This window comes from Stenotrophomonas sp. 8(2023) (genome assembly GCF_030345295.1).
Lineage (GTDB): Bacteria > Pseudomonadota > Gammaproteobacteria > Xanthomonadales > Xanthomonadaceae > Stenotrophomonas > Stenotrophomonas muris.
The window spans coordinates 3,857,009-3,873,375 of sequence record NZ_CP128404.1 but is presented as its reverse complement, the minus strand read 5'-3'; the positions used below and the strand labels follow the sequence as shown (position 1 = coordinate 3,873,375).

Here is a 16,367-nt window from a genome sequence, read left to right as displayed (position 1 = left end):
GGGATGCACTCGCATAGGACCTCCGCCATGAAACGACTGATCCTGCTTACCGCCTGCACCCTGGCCCTGGCCGCCTGCAGCAACCCCGAGGAAGAGCGCAAGGCGCAGGAAGCCGCCGCGGCCGCCGTGCAGGCGCAGAAGGAAGCCAAGGCCGAGGACGTGGCCAAGCAGTACGACATGGCCGTGGCCGCGCAGGACTGGGAACGCGCGCGCCTGCATGGCGCCTCGCTGCTGGACCAGTACAAGGACACCGCCGCCGCCGAGCGCATCGCCGCGGGCTTCGACGAGGTCAAGGCCAAGGGCGATGCCGCGCGCGACCTGCGCCGCATGCAGGCGCTGTGGCAGTACAACCAGATCCCGGTGGGCAACAAGGGCAACCAGGTTTCGGCGCAGATCTACAGCAAGGAACGGGTGGACGTGGATGGCAGCGGCGCCAAGCCGGTGCAGCTGGTGTTCCGCGATCACCCGGAGTGGAAGCGGCACGCTTACCTGGTGCTGCAGGCCGGTGATTTCCGCTGCCCGCAGTGCACGGTGAAGGTGACCGTGGACGATGGCAAGCCGGTGTCGATGGCGGCCTGGCGCCCGAAGACCGATGAAGCCATCGCCCTGTTCATCACCGACCAGAAGGCGTTGTGGAAGCTGGCGCGCAAGGGCAAGTCGATCAGCATCGAGTTCCCGGTCAAGGCTGGCGGCACGCGTACGGCCGTGTTCGAGACCGGCGGTGTCGACGCCAGTCGCATGCCGCAGTGGTGGCAGTGATGATCGCGACGGGCAGCGCAGTGCACGCGTTGTCCGCGATCCGGCACTGGGTCTTCGACATGGATGGCACGCTGACCGTCGCCGTGCATGATTTCGCCGCGATCCGCCGTGCGCTGCAGATCGCGGCCGAGGAGGACATCCTGGACCATATCGCAGCGTTGCCGGATGCGCCGGCGCAGGCCAAGCGTGAGTGGCTGCTGGATCACGAACGTGTGCTGGCCGAGGAGGCGCTGCCGGCGCCGGGTGCGGTGACGCTGCTGCGTGCGCTGGCAGCCGACGGTTGCCGGCTGGGCATCCTGACCCGCAACGATCATGCGCTGGCGAAGCTGACGCTGGACGCGATCGGGGTCGGGGAACTGTTCGATGATGCCGACATCGTCGGCCGTGATGAAGCGGTGCCCAAGCCCTCGCCGGATGGCCTGCAGCAGCACCTGCGGCGCTGGGGCATTGCAGCGAGGGAGGCGGTGATGGTCGGCGACCACGCCTACGACCTGGAGTGCGGCCGCGCCGCGGGCGCCCACACCGTGCTGGTCAATCTGCCGGAGAACCCGTGGCCCGGCAGCGCCGACTGGCATTTCGCCGATTGCCGCGCCTTGCTGGCGGCCTGGCAGGCCGCATGACCGTGTAGAGCCGAGCCCACGCTCGGCTGCTCTGCGGTCAGATCGCGCAGGCGCGCGCAAGCCGAGCATGGGCTCGGCTCTACAGAGAGCAGGCAACGTGTCGGTCGGAAGTTCCGGTAGTGCCGGCCGCCGGCCGGCAGTGTCGACCCAGGTCGACACCCACCGAGCGATGCGCGGGCAGTTCGGTTTACGCGCCCAGCGCGTAACCGAACTGCTGCTTGAACTGCTCGTTGAACTCATCGAAGGTGAAGCGCTGGTTCTGCGTGCCCGGGTGCTCGACCTTCAGTGCGCCCATCAGGTTGCCCATGCGGCCGATGGTCAGCCAGTCGTAGCCCTTCTGGATGCCGTAGATCAGGCCGGCGCGGAAGGCGTCGCCACAGCCGGTCGGGTCGACCACGCGGCGCTCGTGCGCCGGCGGGATGTCGTAGCTCTTTTCCGGGGTGTGGATGACCGCGCCCTTCGGGCCGCGGGTGGTGATGTAGGCCTTGACCCGGCTGACGATCTCCTTTTCGTCCCAGCCGGTGCGTTCCTGCAGCAGGTTCGACTCGTAGTCGTTGACCACCACGTAGTCGGCCTGGTCGATGAAGGCGCGCAGCTCGGGGCCGTTGAACAGCGGCATGGCCTGGCCCGGGTCGAAGATGAACGGGATGCCGTCCTCGTGGAATTCCTGCGCGTTCTGGATCATGCCTTCGCGGCCATCCGGGCCGACCAGGCCCAAGGTCACGCCCGGCACGCCGCGCACATGGTTCTCGTAGGAACGCATCATCGCGCCCGGGTGGAAGGCGGTGATCTGGTTGTTGTCGTGGTCGGTGGTGATGAACGCCTGCGGGGTGAACAGCTCATCGATCACGCGCACGCGCGACAGGTCGATGCCCAGGCCTTCGAAATACTCGCGGTACGGGCCGAAGTCCGAACCCACGGTGCCCATCGGGATCGGCTGGCCGCCCAGCAGGTGCAGGTTGTAGGCGATGTTGCCGGCGCAGCCGCCGAACTCGCGGCGCATGCGCGGCACCAGGAAGGACACGTTCAGGATGTGCACCTTGTCCGGCAGGATGTGATTCTTGAACTGGTCCGGAAACACCATGATGGTGTCGAAGGCAAGAGAACCACAGATCAGAGCGGACATCGATGTAAGCCTATGCGGTGAATTTTGGGGTGGGCCAGCCCGGTTCAGCGGGCAAGCAAACGGCGCCCTTGGGCGCCCGACGGCGCAAAGGTTACCCGCTGGTGCCGCTCAGGGCCAGAACCGGGTGATGCCCGATCAGGCCGAAAGCCTGTGAAGACGCGGGTTCAGCTAGTTTTTTCCTTGCTCGGCGGCAGGCGGGTTGCTAGGCTTGTCGGCCTCGATTTCTGCCCATTTTTTCGCCATCCCGCGGCGGGCACGACACCCCTCAGGACTCCTTCCTCAGATGTTCAAGAAACTCCGTGGCATGTTCTCCAACGACCTGTCCATCGACCTGGGCACGGCCAACACCCTCATCTACGTGCGCGGGCAGGGGATCGTGCTGAACGAGCCGTCGGTCGTGGCCGTGCGCCAGGACCGTGCCATCGGTGGCACCCGCTCGGTGGCAGCCGTGGGCGCCGAAGCCAAGCAGATGCTGGGCCGTACCCCGGGTCACATCACCACCATCCGCCCGATGAAGGACGGCGTCATCGCCGACTTCACCTACACCGAGGCGATGCTCAAGCACTTCATCAAGAAGGTGCACAAATCGCGCGTGCTGCGCCCGAGCCCGCGCGTGCTGGTCTGCGTGCCGGCCGGCTCGACCCAGGTCGAGCGCCGCGCGATCAAGGAATCGGCCGAGGAAGCCGGTGCCCGTGACGTGTTCCTGATCGAAGAACCGATGGCGGCCGCGATCGGCGCCGGCATGCCGGTCACCGAGGCCCGTGGCTCGATGGTCATCGACATCGGCGGCGGCACCACCGAAGTGGCGGTGATCTCGCTCAACGGCATCGTCTATTCGGCCTCGGTCCGCATCGGCGGCGACCGCTTCGACGAGTCGATCACCAACTACGTGCGCCGCAACCACGGCATGCTGATCGGTGAAGCCACCGCCGAGCGCATCAAGGTCGAGCTGGGCTGCGCCTACCCGCAGGCGGAAGTGATCGAGATGGAAATCTCCGGCCGCAACCTCGCCGAGGGCGTGCCGAAGATGATCAAGATCAGCTCCAACGAGGTGCTCGAGGCCCTGCACGAGCCGCTGTCGGGCATCGTCAGCGCGGTCAAGCTGGCGCTGGAGCAGACCCCGCCGGAACTGTGCGCCGACGTCGCCGAGCGCGGCATCGTGCTGACCGGTGGTGGCGCCCTGCTGCGCGACCTGGACCGCCTGATCTCCGAGGAAACCGGCCTGCACGTGCAGGTGGCCGACGATCCGCTGACCTGCGTGGCCCGCGGTGGCGGCCGTGCGCTGGAGCTGGTGGACATGCACGGCAACGAGTTCTTTGCGCCGGAATAAGCCGTCCCGGCCGTTCCTGCCCGCCGCGCCCTTCCGGGGTGCGGCCCGCCGTGATGGCGGGCCGGCACCGGCGGGGCGCCCGCGTGTTTCCCTTTCGCCTTCTGCCAGTTGAATCGTTGCCGTGCCGCCCTACGCCGGTCCTCCCGTTGCCTCCCGATCCGGTGATGCCGCCAGCCCCCTGCGGTTGCTGGCCTATCTCGCGTTGGCCATCACTCTGATCGTGCTCGATGACCAGGCCGGCTGGCTGGCGCGCCTGCGCGAGCAGGCCAACAGCCTGGTGCAGCCGGTATGGGCGCTGGCCGGCCTGCCCGGCAAGCTCGGCAACCAGGTCAAGGATTCCGCCGCCAGCCATACCCAGCTGGTGACCGAGAATCGCGAACTGCGCAACCAGCTGCTGCTGGCCAACGCGCGCCTGACCCGCCTGCAGACCGCCGCGCTGGACAATGCCCAGCTGCGCGAACTGCTGAACGTGGCCGAGCGCAGCGGCCTGGACGTGCAGCTGGCGCCGATCCTGGACATCGACCTGGACCCGGTGAAGCAGCGCCTGGTGCTCGACGCCGGCACCCGCGAAGGCGTGCACGTCGGCCAGGCGGTGATCGATGCCGGCGGCTTGATGGGGCAGGTGATCAGTGTCACCGGCGGCACTTCCACCGTGCTGCTGCTGACCGACCCCGACCACGCGGTGCCCGTTACCGTGGCCCGCAACGGCGTGCGCCTGATCGTCTACGGCCGCGGCGATACGCTGGAGCTGCGCGACATTCCGCTCAGCGCCGGCGTGGAAGTGGGCGATGAGATCGTTACCTCCGGCCTCGGCGGGCGTTTCCCGGCCGGCTTCCCGGTCGGCACCATCACCGGCCTGCGCCCGGACGACACCCACGCCTTCCTGGTCGGCGAACTGAAGCCGGCGGCCCAGCTCGACCGCGGCCGCGACGTGCTGCTGCTGCGCCCGGGCGCGGCGATCCGCATTCCGCCGGAACTGCGCCTGCAGCTGGAAGAAACCGCCCCGGGGGGGCCGGCCACCGGCGCCAGCGTGCCTGCGGGAGCCGCGCCAGCGGCAACGACGCCGGCTCCGGCCAGCTCCCCGGTAGTGCCGGCCGCTGGCCGGCAACAGCCCTCGTCGCAAACGAGGACTGTTGCCCCCGCATCCTCCCTTACCCCCGCGCCTTCGGCGCGCCCCCCTCAGCCGACTGCACCTTCGGCGCAACCGGCCCGCGCATCCTCCCTTACCCCCGCGCCTTCGGCGCGCCCCCCTCAACAAGAGGGGGGCTCCACCCCAGCCGGGTCCACGGTAGTGCCGGCCGCTGGCCGGCAACCGACCACGCCAGAGGCCCAGCGATGAGCCGCCTGCGCGACAACCCATGGGTGCTGCCGGCCAGCCTGGTGGTGGCGCTGCTGCTGGGCCTGCTGCCGTTGCCGGCGCTGCTGCAGCCGCTGCGCCCGTACTGGCTGGCGCTGGTGCTGGCGTACTGGGTCATCGAAGCCCCCGAGCGCGTCGGCCTGGGCATCGCCTTCGCCAGCGGCGTGGTTGCCGACCTGCTGTACGGCGGCGTGCTGGGCGAACAGGCGCTGCGGCTGGTGATGCTGGCCTTCATCCTGCAGCGCTTCCGCGCCCGCATCCGCTTCTTCCCGATGTCCCAGCAGATGCTGGCCATCGGCGGCCTGCTGTTCAACGACCGCATCGTCAGCGCGCTGGTCCACATCGTGGTGGATGAGCCGACCCTGCCGTGGTCGTACTGGTGGGCACCGCTGCTGGGCATGGGCCTGTGGCCGCTGGTGTTCGTGCTGCTGGACGCGGTGCGCTTCGGCAAGCGCGGGCGCTGAGCCATGATCCCGCGCCGCCAGGTCAAGAACCCGCACGCCGAAGCCGAACAGTTCCGCCGCCGCGCGGCGCTGGGCTTCCTGGGCGTGCTGGTCTGCCTGCTGGGCCTGGGCGGCTGGTACTTCAAGCTGCAGGTGCTGGACCACGACGTCTATGCCACGCGCTCGGAAGCCAACCGCATCAAGCCGCGGCCGGTGGTGCCCGGGCGCGGCATGATCTACGACCGCAATGGCCGCCTGCTGGCCGAGAACGTGCCGGCCTTCCGCCTGGACGTGACCCCGGACAAGGTCAAGGACATGGACGCCACCCTGGAAGGGCTGGCGAAGATCATCAACATCAGCCCGGAAGAGCTGGAAGCGTTCAACAAGTCGCGCAAGGCGCGCCGCAAGTTCCTGCCGGTCACGCTGAAGCTGCGCATGAGCGACGAGGAGATGGCGCGCTTCGCGGTCGACCGCTGGCGCTTCCCCGGCGTCGAGCTGGAGCCCTACCTGACCCGCCGCTACCCCTACGGCGATCTGTTCGCGCACATCATCGGCTACGTTGGCCGCGTTGATGACAAGGATCTGGAGATCCTCGGCGAAGGCAATGCCGCGCTGACCCACATCGGCAAGTCCGGCCTGGAGCGTTACTACGAGCAGCAGCTGCGCGGCAAGGTCGGCTACGAGCAGGTCGAGACCAACGTGCAGGGGCGCGCGATCCGCACCATCGGCCGCGTCGCCGCGCAGTCCGGCGCCGACCTGCGGCTGTCGATCGACGCCGACCTGCAGCGCGCCATGGTGGCCGCCTTCGGCGACCAGGAAGGCTCGGCGGTGGCGATGGACCCGCGCACCGGCGAAGTGCTGGCGATGGTCAGCCTGCCGTCCTACGACCCCAACCTGTTCGTCAACGGCATCTCGCATGCCGACTTCAAGGCGCTGAACGAAAACCCGTCGCGGCCGCAGTTCAACCGCCTGGTGCTCGGTGGCGTCGCCCCCGGTTCCACGCTGAAGCCGCTGATCGGCCTGGCCGGCCTGGATTCGGGCGTTCGACGCCCGGAAGACAAGGTGCTGTCCACCGGCATGTTCTATCTGCCGGGCACTTCCCGCGGCTGGGGTGACGCCCACCGTGGCGGCCATGGCTGGACCGACCTGCGCAAGTCCATCGCCGAATCGGTCAACACCTACTACTACAAGCTGGCGCTGGACCTGGGCATCGAGCGCTTCGACCATTACATGGAGTACTACGGCTTCGGCCAGCCGACCGGCATCGACCTCACCGGCGAGATCGGCGGCATCCTGCCGTCGCCGGCCTACAAGCGGAAGAGCCGCAAGGAAGCCTGGTACCCCGGTGATACGGTCAACATCAGCATCGGCCAGGGTGACTGGAAGGTCACCCCGCTGCAGCTGGCGCGCGGCGTCAGCGGTCTGGCCGATGGCCAGCTGCGCACCCCGCACCTGGTGATCCAGCAGCGCGAGGGTTTCGACAGCGACTGGTCGGCGATGCCGGCTGGCGAGAGCAAGCCGGTCAGCCCCAACCCCGCCAACGTGCAGGCCGTGCGCGAGGGCATGATGGCGACCATGCGGCCCGGCGGCAGCGGCTGGCGCGTGGCAGTGGGTGCGCCGTACGTGATGGCCGGCAAGACCGGTACCGCGCAGGTCATCAGCCGAAAGGGCACGGCGGCAGTGAATCCGAAGAGCCTGCCGATGCACCTGCGCCATCGCGCGCTGTTCGTCGGCTTCGCACCGGTGGAAAACCCGGTGATCGCGATCGCGGTGGCCGTGGAAGGCGGCGGCTATGGTGGTTCGGCGGCCGCGCCGATCGCACGCAAGGTGTTCGACGCCTACCTGCTGGGCAAGATGCCCGAAGGCATGCAGCCACTGGACAGCGAGCGCGGCACCACCGCCATCGGCGCCACCGCGTTCGACAACGAAGATGCCGGCGCGCGCCAGGCTGGCGACCTCGCCGCGGCGCAGCTGGGTGAACATCCGGTGCTGGTCGGCGTGCCGGCGCCGGAACCTGTACCCGCACCGCAGCCGGGTACGCCGGCCGCCGCCGCGTTGCCCGCCACGCCACGCCCGACCGTCGCGGAGCCCGTACGATGAGAGTGTTCCTGCGCTGGGCCGGCGACATGCTGCGCCGCTTCTTCAGCACGCTGGACTGGGTGCTGTGCCTGGCCCTGGGGACGCTGATGGTGATCGGCCTGGCCACCCTGAAGAGCGCCGGTGGCGACAGCCTGGTGATGGCCCAGGGCGCGCGCTTCGCCGTGGGCATGGCCGCGCTGTGGGGCATCTCGCGGGTGCCGATCCTGCGCATCCGCTCGGCTACGCCGATGATCTACGCGATCTCGATGATCCCGTTGCTGGCGGTGTTCGTGCTGGGCACCGGCAAGTACGGTCGGCAGTGGCTGGACCTGAAGTTCTTCTACCTGCAGCCGGCCGAGCTGCTGAAGGTCAGCCTGCCGATGATGGTGGCCTGGTACCTGCACAAGATGCCGCTGCCGCCGCGCTTCAACACCGTGCTCGTGGCCCTGGTCATCATCGGCGTGCCCACCGGCCTGGTGATGCTGCAGCCGGACTTCGGTACTGGTGTGCTGATCGCTGCCAGTGGCGTGTTCGTGCTGTTGTTGGCCGGGCTGCCGTGGTGGTGGGTCGGCCTGGGTGTGGGTGGCGTGGCCGCGGTCGCGCCGGTGGCCTGGTTCTGGTTGCTGCGGCCGTACCAGAAGGACCGCATCATGATGTTCCTGGACCCGGAGATGGATGCGCTGGGGGCCGGGTGGAACATCATCCAGTCGAAGATCGCGATCGGTTCCGGCGGCTTCGATGGCAAGGGCTGGGGCGAGGGCTCGCAGTCGCACCTGAACTTCATTCCCGAACAGACCACCGACTTCGCGTTCTCGGTGCTGAGCGAGGAGTTCGGCTGGATCGGCGTGGCCACCGTGCTGGCGCTGTACCTGGTGGTGATCGGGCGCTGCCTGTGGATCGCCAGCCAGTCGCGCGATTCGTACTCGCGCCTGCTGGCCGGCGCCACCGGCCTGGCGTTCTTCGTCTATGTGCTGGTGAACGGCGGGATGATTTCCGGCCTGCTGCCGGTGGTGGGCGTGCCGATGCCGCTGATCAGCTACGGCGGCACCTCGGCGGTGTCACTGCTGGCCGGCTTCGGATTGGTGATGGCGGTGCGCAGTCACAACCCGGTGCACGGCGGCTACGGTTGAGTCCGGCGTCGGGGTCAGATCCCTTTTTCCACAGGGAAAAGGGATCTGACCCCATAGCCCGGCTACGGAGATCAGCACCCCTGACAGCTTCACGCAAGCGCCCGTTGTTACCGTGCTGTGCGTGGAATGGAAACGACTGTTTGGCGGCTGCCGTGAGGCAGTGCGCACGATCGATCTGCCGTTGCTGGTCGCATTGCTGATCCTGATGGGCGCGGGCCTGGCGGTGCTGCACAGTGTGTCCGGGCCGGTGGCCGGGCAGGCGGCGCGCTTTGCGGGTGGACTGCTGGCGATGTGGCTGCTGTCACGTGTTTCGCTGCTGCGCCTGCGCGCGTGGACACCGGCGTTGTACGCGCTGTCGATGCTGCCGCTGATGGCGGTGTATGTGATCGGCACCGGCAAATATGGGCAGCGCTGGCTCAACCTCGGCGTGTTCTACCTGCAACCGTCGGAGCTGCTCAAGCTCAGCCTGCCGTTGATGATGGCCTGGTATCTGCACCGGCAACCGCTGCCGCCGTCGCCGCGCACGGTACTGACCGCCGCGGTGCTGATCGGCGCGCCGGCGGTGTTGATCCTGATGCAGCCCAACCTCGGCACCGCCACGCTGGTCACCGCCAGCGGCGTGTTCGCGTTGTTGCTGGCGGGCCTGCACTGGGGCTGGGTGGCGACCGGCGCGGCGGGGCTGGCAGTGGCCGCGCCGCTGGCGTGGTTCGGTCTGCTGCGTCAGTACCAGAAGGATCGTGTGTTGACCTTCCTCGACCCGGCGGCCGACCCCTTGGGCACCGGCTGGAACATCCTGCAGTCACGCATCGCGATCGGCTCCGGGGGATGGCAGGGACGCGGCTGGGGGCAGGGCACCCAAGCCACGCTGGATTTCCTCCCCGAATACACCACCGACTTCGCGTTTTCGGTGCTGGCCGAAGAGTTCGGCTGGATCGGCGTGGCGACGCTGTTCGCGCTGTACCTGTTCGTGGTCGGGCGTTGCCTGTGGATTGCCGTGCACGCGCGCGACACGCATGCACGGTTGCTGGCCGGCAGCCTGGGGCTGGCGTTCTTCGTCTACGTGCTGGTGAACGGCGGAATGATTTCCGGCCTGCTGCCGGTGGTGGGCATTCCGATGCCGCTGATCAGCTACGGCGGCACATCGGCGGTTTCGCTGTTGGCCGGCATCGGGTTGGTGATGGCGGTACGCGGGCACCGGCCCGTGCACGGGGGATAGGGTTTCCGGCCAACGGCGCAGCCCCTCGTGGGTGGTGTCTGGGTGGCTGCGGAAAGCAGAAGCCGCGGGTGGGCCGGTCGGGTTGGGTACGCGGGGGACGCCGTGAATCCGTCCCTGGAGGCTTGGCAGCCGCTTGCTCGTGTGCGCTGTCCTGCGCACACGGCAAGACCCGGGTTGGGCGTCCTGCCCAACCCGCCCGAGGCATGCCTCGGGCCCATGCGGCTGACACCCCCGCGTACCCAACCCGACTGGCTTCTGACAGATTTCGGAGGTCTGCCACCCACGGAGAAGAAAAAGAAGATCAAAAGCGGATCGCGACGCTGCGCTTGCTCGTGAGCCGAGCATGGCTCGGCTCTACACACGGCAATGAAGCGACCCGCCGCCTTTGCTTTTGATCTTCTCTTTACTTCGCCGTGGGTAGACGCGCACGGAACCTGTCCGTGGCCGGGTAGAGGGGCTGCGCAGGGGCGTGAGCCGCATGGATGCGGCGACCGAGCTTACATGGACGTACTTGCAGCGGCCCCTGCGCAGCCCGTCTACCCGGCCCCACCCATGAACTGCTTTTCGCGGCCACCCACGAGGGGCTGCGCCATTGGCTGGAAACTTCCTGACTGCGCAACGCCCGTTGTGTAAGCGTTCTCACACCGATGCACGACAGCACGCCCGCTGACGAAAGTCCGCAAAAAACGTTAGCTGGTTCACACTTTTACACCGCGTTGATCTTGATCAATGGACTTGTCGTAATCGGCCTGCACAATGGCGGCCCGTTCGGCACGGCGCGCCGTCAATCGTTGCAGCGCGAGGGGGCGTCGGGCGGGAAGCAGTACTGATCCAACGGGTACAGGGAGCGCGGGGTACTGCCACTGGGGAGCGGCAGCCGCGCAGGTACCGACCGGATCCGGTCGCCGGTTGCGTCTGCGGGGATGGGGACGCAACCGGCAACCTCCATCTGAATGGGGAAGGGCGATCACGATGCCTTCACATTTCCCGCTGGTCGCAGGCAAATCGTTGTGATTCATGGTGTTAGGGGTTTTAATTCATCCATGACCTGCTAACCTGCGACGATGATTCGACGCACTCTGGCCTGCATGCTCACCCTCGGCCTGGTCGCCTGCGCGACCCAGCCGAAGTCCCCACCGTCTTCGCCCCAGGCCAGCAGTACGCCGCGCCAGCCCGCCGCCAAGGCCCATGGCCCGGCCGAGGCCGCGCCTGAAGCCACCGCCGCCACCGCGGCGCCTGTCGATCTCACCCCGGTGCCGTTCGAGGTCGCACGGGCCCGCTTCATTGCCGGTACCGCCAAGCGCTATGGCCTGAAGCCGGAGCAGATCAGCAGCGTGCTCGACCAGGCGCAGGTGCGCCAGCCGATCATCGCCGCGATGTCGCGCCCGGCCGAACGGGTCAAGCCGTGGAATGAGTACCGGCCGATGTTCATCAGCAAGGCGCGCATCGATGGCGGCCGCGCGTTCCTGGCCGAACACCGCGCCGAACTGGATCGCGTGCAGCAGCGCACCGGCGTGCCGGCCGAAGTGATCGTCGCGATCATCGGTGTGGAAACCAGCTACGGCAGGAATGCTGGCAGCCATCGCGTGCTCGATGCGCTGTACACGCTGGCGTTCTATTACCCGCGCAGCGGCGACCCGGCCAAGCTGGAACGCGAAGTGCGCCGCGAGCTGTTCTTCCGCGATGAGCTGGCCAAGCTGTTCGAGTTGGGCCACGAAGAGAAACTGGATATCACCACGCTCAAGGGCAGTTATGCCGGTGCGATGGGCATGGGCCAGTTCATGCCGTCCAGCTATCTCGACTACGCCGTGGACGGAAACGGTGATGGCCGCCGCGACCTGTTCACCAGCTACGACGACGTGTTCTCGTCCATCGCCAACTACTTCGTGAAGAAGGGCGGCTGGGTGCGTGGCGGGCAGGTGGCCGTGCCGGCCACGCTGGCGCCGGGCCGCGAGGAGTTCAACCCGACCGAATGGATGCCGACCTGGACGATGGCCGACCTGGCGCAGCGCGGCTACCAGCCGGGCGCGCCGGTGCAGCCGGGCGCCACCGCCACGCCGATCACGCTTGAAGGCAGCACCGGCAAGCAGTACTGGCTGGGCTTCCAGAACTACTACGCGATCACCCGCTACAACCTCTCGAAGATGTACGCGATGGCCGTGTTCCAGTTGTCCCAGGCCATCGCCGGACAGGAGCTGCCCCCGGCATGAACATCAGATGGCTGGTCCCAGGCTTGATCGTCCTCGCGCTGGCTGCCTGCAGCAGCGCGCCGAAGAAGCCGGCCACGGCCGGCCATGGTGGCAAGTCCGGCGGCACGCTGGTGCAGGGGCGTGGCTCGCGCCCGGCACACTGCCCGGAAGGGTCACCGTACGCGGCGGCCAAGGAAGACCTGAGCACCCGCGGCAACTACACTGCCGGTGGCCTGTACAAGCCGGGCGTGCGTGACAGCACGCCGGATTACATTCCCAACGTGGCCTGCATTCCCGAGCCGGAAGTGACCGCCGAGGAGCGCTCGGCGATCGGCAACAAGTCGCCGTACGTGGTGCTGGGGAAGTCGTACAAGGTGCTCGACGATACCCACGACTATGTCGAGCGCGGTACCGCGTCGTACTACGGCGCCAAGTTCCATGGCCGCCTGACCTCCAACCGCGAGGTCTACGACATGTACCAGTTCACCGCCGCGCACAAGACGCTGCCGCTGCCCAGCTTCGCCCGCGTGACCAACCTCGACAATGGCGAGTCGGTGATCGTGCGCGTCAACGACCGCGGCCCGTTCCACGATGGTCGCGTGGTCGATCTCAGTTATGCCGCCGCCGTGCGCCTGGGCATCACCCAGCGCGGTACCGGCAACGTGGAAGTGCGCGCGCTGCAGCCGGGCGAGAGCAACCTGCTGGCGCAGAAGCCGTCCCGCCGCGAGCGTCGTGCCGCCGAAGCGGCAGCTGCGGTGGCCAGTGCACGCCCGGCAGCGACCGCGCGCGCCACTGCCGACAGCGATATCGATCGCCTGGTCAAGCGCCTGCCGGCCGATGGCATGCCGGCACGCGGCCAGCCGGCCACCACCCAGGGCGTGGCCAGCACCGTGCCGGAGGTGGCGGTCAGCAGCCTGCCGCCGAGTGCACCGCTGCGCAGCACCGCACCGGCGCCGGTTGCAGTCGCCAGCGCCGCGCCGCGCGCCGTCGCGCCGGCACCCGTGCGCACCGTCGCCGCCACGCCGGCGGCACCCAGCCTGTCGCAGCAGGTGGTGGGCGCGGTGATGGTGCAGGTCGCCAGCTTCTCCAGTCGCGACAACGCCAACCGTGCGATGGGCCAGCTCAACGCTGCCGGCATCGTCGGCGCGACCATCAGCGACATCGCCGCCGGTGGCCGCACCCTGTTCCGTCTGCGCGTTCCTGCCACCGACCATGCCAGTGCCGCGGAACTTGCCGGCCGCATCGCCGGTCTGGGCCTGGGTTCGCCGCAGATCGTCAAGGATTGATCCGCCCGGGCCGGTGCTGCCGGCCCAGGCTCCCCCGGCCTTACAATGGCCGTTACGTTCCACCCTCCATTCCCGGCCGTCCCCTGGAGCCTGCTGTCCAATGAATTTCCGTTCCGCCGCCACCGCCCTGGCCGCCACCCTGGTGGTGGGCCTGGCTTCCGCCCAGACGCCGCTGCCGACCCCGGCCACGCCGGCGCCTGCCGCCGCCGCTGCCGCCCCGGCCACCGTCGCGACCCCGCCGGCCCCGGCCCCGAGCGTGTCCAAGGCCTGGGTCCTGATGGACTACGCCACCGGCCAGGTGCTGGCCGGCGAGAACATCCACGAGCAGCTGGCCCCGGCCAGCATCACCAAGGTGATGACGTCGTACGTGGTTGCCGCCGAGGTCAAGAACGGCAAGGTCCGTGCAGATGACCAGGTGATGATGAGCGAGCGCGCCTGGCGCGAAGGTGGCGCCGGTACCGACGGCAGCTACAGCGGCTTCCCGGTCAACCAGACCGCACGCCTGGAAGACATGGAAAAGGGCATGGCGATCCAGTCCGGCAATGACGCCGCGATCGCCCTGGCCGAGCATGTGGCCGGCAGCGAAGAAGCCTTTGCGTCGCTGATGAACAGCTACGCCGCCAAGATCGGCATGAAGGACTCGCACTTCGTCAACGCCCACGGCCTGACCGCACAGGGCCACCACAGCACCGCCTACGACCTGGCGCTGCTGGGCCGCGCGATGGTGCGTGATTACCCGGAAACCTACGCGTACAACAAGATCAAGGAATTCCAGGTCGGCAACATCAAGCAGCCGAACCGCAACCTGCTGCTGTGGCGCGATGGCAGCGTGGATGGCATCAAGACCGGCCACACGTCCGAAGCCGGCTACTGCCTGATGAGCTCGGCCCAGCGTGGCGACCAGCGCCTGATCGCCGTAGTGCTGGGTGGTGCGTCGGAGAAGCAGCGTGCCGACGACAGCCTGGCCCTGCTGAACTGGGGCTTCCGCTTCTTCGAGACCCATCGCCTGTACGAGCCGGGCAAGGCCGTGGCCGAGCACAAGGTCTGGAAGGGCACCACCGACAAGGTACAGCTGGGCGTGGCCCAGCCGATGCTGGTGAGCGTGCCGCGCGGCCGCTACAACGACCTGAAGCCGAGCATCGACGTGCCCAAGACCCTGGAAGCACCGTTCACTGCCGGCCAGCAGATCGGCACCGTGAAGGTCACGCTGGATGGCAAGGTCATCGCCGAGGCACCGCTGGTGGCCGTGGCCGCCGTCGAGCAGGCCGGCTTCTTCAAGCGCCTGTGGGACAGCTTCTGGATGTGGTGGGAATCGGAATGATCCACGCCTTTGCGTGGTGAACGAAAAGGCCGGCAAATGCCGGCCTTTTCTGTTTCGGAAGGCCGCTTCCCCCCGCACGCGGGGGGTAGAGCCGGCCGCTGGCCGGCTCCGCATGAGCCCATCCGGATGCGGGTCGTGCCGGCCGCTGGCCGGCTCCCCAGCAACTCATCCGGAACTGCCGGCAGCCGGCCAGCGGCCGGCACCACCTGCAGCGCCTGACTTGCAGCGAGCGATGCGGTAACCGGTGTGCCGACCAACGGTCGGCACCTACCCGCTTCACCCTCAGCCCCTCGCCTACAGCGAGCGGCTGATGGTGAAACTGCCGAACACCGGCGATTGGCGCTGGCCGTTGAACTCTCGCGTGCTGTGGTAACGCGCAGCGGCGAACTTCCAGCGTCCGTACATCACGGCCACGCCATAGCCGCCGTAGGCCACCACATGGCGCTTGTCCACGCTGTGACTGTTGCGGAACGTGTTGCCATCCAGCGTAATGTCGCGGATCACCCAGGCCGCGTCCGAGGTCGCGAACAGGTGCCAGGACCAGCCATTGGGACGGCCGCTGCGGGTCGGTGCCGTGTTCTCACCGGCCGGGCGCAACGGCGTGCTGCCGAAGTCGTCCGGCAGCTTCCAGCCGAAGCGCACTTCACCGCCGAGGTTGGCCTTGGTTTCCAGGTTGCCGATCGAGCCGCCGTAGTGGCTGATCGCGTCCCAACCCCAGCCGTCGGCATTGATGCTGGCATCACCCGGCCAGCGGCGCATGCGCTCATGGGTCAGCATGAACAGCGGCTCGTTGTGCAGCTGGTTGTCCCAGCCCTTGAATTTCTCGTCGCCCAGCACTTCGTGCACGGCATTCTGCACCTGCTTGCCCTGTGCCCACGGGCCAACTACGCCCAACGTCAGCTGGGTGGTCTGCAGGCGGTCGCCGCTGCGCGCATTGAAACCGAAATTTGCGATCAGTACGCCCGCGTAAGGGCGGTCGTCCTCGATCAGGTCCCTGCGGCTGAAATCGGTCGGGGTGAAGATGCCCTGGCCGATGCTGAAGATCATGTTCTGCTGTTCGAACCTGCCCGGATGCAGGCCTTCCAGGTACTGGTTCACCCAGCGCGCCATGCGCGGAAGGCACGGGTCGTCGGTGTAATCGACCAGATTGGGCGAGACCAGGGTCAACAGCGCACCGTTGGTATAGCCCTGGTCCTGGTGGCGGCCGCCGAACAGGTCGTTGTCGACGCGGAAATTGACCTGCGGCGGGTGATCGCGCATCGCGTCAGGGCCACATTGTTCGGCCGCCTGGGCGGCAAGGGGGAGGGCAGAGGCCAGCACGCCGGCCAGCCCGAGGGCTGCGACACTACGCATGGATGGAATGCTCATGGGGAAGGGGGCGGTTTTCTGTCGTTTTCTGCAACGCTACGGTACTCGTGCCCGCGCGCCGGAACGAGCACGTTGGGATCACTTGTCTGTTCCGAAAACAACATTGTCCGGCGGACACAATTCGTTACCCGCGCACGCGCCGC

Annotated in this window: 13 protein-coding genes; 11 read left to right on the top strand and 2 right to left on the bottom strand. The window is 67.9% G+C overall.

Annotation, left to right across the window (positions count from 1 at the left end; genetic code table 11):
- Positions 1-27: 27 nt before the first annotated feature.
- Together QP609_RS17885 and QP609_RS17880 are read left to right on the top strand one after the other, a co-directional pair.
- Complete coding sequence (locus QP609_RS17885) at positions 28-759, top strand: hypothetical protein (protein WP_008265071.1); 732 nt, start codon at positions 28-30, stop codon at positions 757-759.
- The gene (locus QP609_RS17880; protein ID WP_197575553.1) at positions 759-1,379 is read left to right on the top strand and encodes an HAD family hydrolase; all 621 of its coding nucleotides are present in this window, start codon (positions 759-761) and stop codon (positions 1,377-1,379) included. Before QP609_RS17885 ends, QP609_RS17880 begins: the two co-directional genes overlap by 1 nt.
- Positions 1,380-1,566: 187 nt before the next feature.
- Here QP609_RS17880 and QP609_RS17875 read toward each other — a convergent pair whose 3' ends face one another.
- Positions 1,567-2,505 (bottom strand): carbohydrate kinase family protein, encoded by a 939-nt coding sequence (locus QP609_RS17875; protein ID WP_005411078.1) that lies wholly within the window; start codon positions 2,503-2,505, stop codon positions 1,567-1,569.
- 283 nt (positions 2,506-2,788) lie between these two features.
- Between QP609_RS17875 and QP609_RS17870 the strand changes: the two genes are divergently transcribed.
- From QP609_RS17870 to QP609_RS17830, 9 genes are all read left to right on the top strand, one after another.
- On the top strand, positions 2,789-3,835 hold the full coding sequence (locus QP609_RS17870; RefSeq protein WP_005419402.1) for a rod shape-determining protein: 1,047 nt from the start codon (positions 2,789-2,791) through the stop codon (positions 3,833-3,835).
- Positions 3,836-3,956: 121 nt separating this feature from the next.
- The gene (gene mreC / locus QP609_RS17865) at positions 3,957-5,174 is read left to right on the top strand and encodes a rod shape-determining protein MreC (protein ID WP_289213822.1); all 1,218 of its coding nucleotides are present in this window, start codon (positions 3,957-3,959) and stop codon (positions 5,172-5,174) included.
- Positions 5,171-5,656, top strand: a complete 486-nt coding sequence (gene mreD, locus QP609_RS17860; protein ID WP_005419400.1) for a rod shape-determining protein MreD — start codon at positions 5,171-5,173, stop codon at positions 5,654-5,656. Before mreC ends, mreD begins: the two co-directional genes overlap by 4 nt.
- A 3-nt stretch (positions 5,657-5,659) precedes the next feature.
- Positions 5,660-7,735 (top strand): penicillin-binding protein 2, encoded by a 2,076-nt coding sequence (gene mrdA, locus QP609_RS17855; protein WP_053496216.1) that lies wholly within the window; start codon positions 5,660-5,662, stop codon positions 7,733-7,735.
- Positions 7,732-8,844 (top strand): rod shape-determining protein RodA, encoded by a 1,113-nt coding sequence (gene rodA, locus QP609_RS17850; RefSeq protein ID WP_014648447.1) that lies wholly within the window; start codon positions 7,732-7,734, stop codon positions 8,842-8,844. The genes mrdA and rodA (QP609_RS17850) overlap by 4 nt, the downstream gene beginning before the upstream one ends.
- 121 nt (positions 8,845-8,965) lie before the next feature.
- Complete coding sequence (gene rodA, locus QP609_RS17845) at positions 8,966-10,060, top strand: rod shape-determining protein RodA (RefSeq protein WP_049406772.1); 1,095 nt, start codon at positions 8,966-8,968, stop codon at positions 10,058-10,060.
- Positions 10,061-11,124: 1,064 nt separating this feature from the next.
- Complete coding sequence (gene mltB / locus QP609_RS17840) at positions 11,125-12,270, top strand: lytic murein transglycosylase B (protein ID WP_197621828.1); 1,146 nt, start codon at positions 11,125-11,127, stop codon at positions 12,268-12,270.
- Positions 12,267-13,535: a septal ring lytic transglycosylase RlpA family protein gene (locus QP609_RS17835; RefSeq protein WP_014648444.1), complete on the top strand. Its 1,269-nt coding sequence runs from the start codon at positions 12,267-12,269 to the stop codon at positions 13,533-13,535. Before mltB ends, QP609_RS17835 begins: the two co-directional genes overlap by 4 nt.
- Positions 13,536-13,635: 100 nt before the next feature.
- Positions 13,636-14,856 (top strand): D-alanyl-D-alanine carboxypeptidase family protein, encoded by a 1,221-nt coding sequence (locus QP609_RS17830; RefSeq protein WP_014648443.1) that lies wholly within the window; start codon positions 13,636-13,638, stop codon positions 14,854-14,856.
- Between the two features lie 294 nt (positions 14,857-15,150).
- On the opposite strand, the gene QP609_RS17825 is transcribed toward QP609_RS17830, so the two are convergent.
- On the bottom strand, positions 15,151-16,209 hold the full coding sequence (locus tag QP609_RS17825; protein WP_197621827.1) for a lipid A deacylase LpxR family protein: 1,059 nt from the start codon (positions 16,207-16,209) through the stop codon (positions 15,151-15,153).
- Between the last annotated feature and the right edge of the window lie 158 nt (positions 16,210-16,367).

Coding starts and splice junctions, on each gene's coding strand:
- QP609_RS17835 (WP_014648444.1), top strand. CDS start 12,267: ATGAACATCAGATGGCTGGTCCCAGGCTTGATCGTCCTCGCGCTGGCT.
- rodA (WP_014648447.1), top strand. CDS start 7,732: ATGAGAGTGTTCCTGCGCTGGGCCGGCGACATGCTGCGCCGCTTCTTC.
- QP609_RS17825 (WP_197621827.1), bottom strand. CDS start 16,209: ATGCGTAGTGTCGCAGCCCTCGGGCTGGCCGGCGTGCTGGCCTCTGCC.
- mrdA (WP_053496216.1), top strand. CDS start 5,660: ATGATCCCGCGCCGCCAGGTCAAGAACCCGCACGCCGAAGCCGAACAG.
- QP609_RS17880 (WP_197575553.1), top strand. CDS start 759: ATGATCGCGACGGGCAGCGCAGTGCACGCGTTGTCCGCGATCCGGCAC.
- QP609_RS17830 (WP_014648443.1), top strand. CDS start 13,636: ATGAATTTCCGTTCCGCCGCCACCGCCCTGGCCGCCACCCTGGTGGTG.
- QP609_RS17875 (WP_005411078.1), bottom strand. CDS start 2,505: ATGTCCGCTCTGATCTGTGGTTCTCTTGCCTTCGACACCATCATGGTG.
- QP609_RS17870 (WP_005419402.1), top strand. CDS start 2,789: ATGTTCAAGAAACTCCGTGGCATGTTCTCCAACGACCTGTCCATCGAC.
- mltB (WP_197621828.1), top strand. CDS start 11,125: ATGATTCGACGCACTCTGGCCTGCATGCTCACCCTCGGCCTGGTCGCC.
- mreD (WP_005419400.1), top strand. CDS start 5,171: ATGAGCCGCCTGCGCGACAACCCATGGGTGCTGCCGGCCAGCCTGGTG.
- QP609_RS17885 (WP_008265071.1), top strand. CDS start 28: ATGAAACGACTGATCCTGCTTACCGCCTGCACCCTGGCCCTGGCCGCC.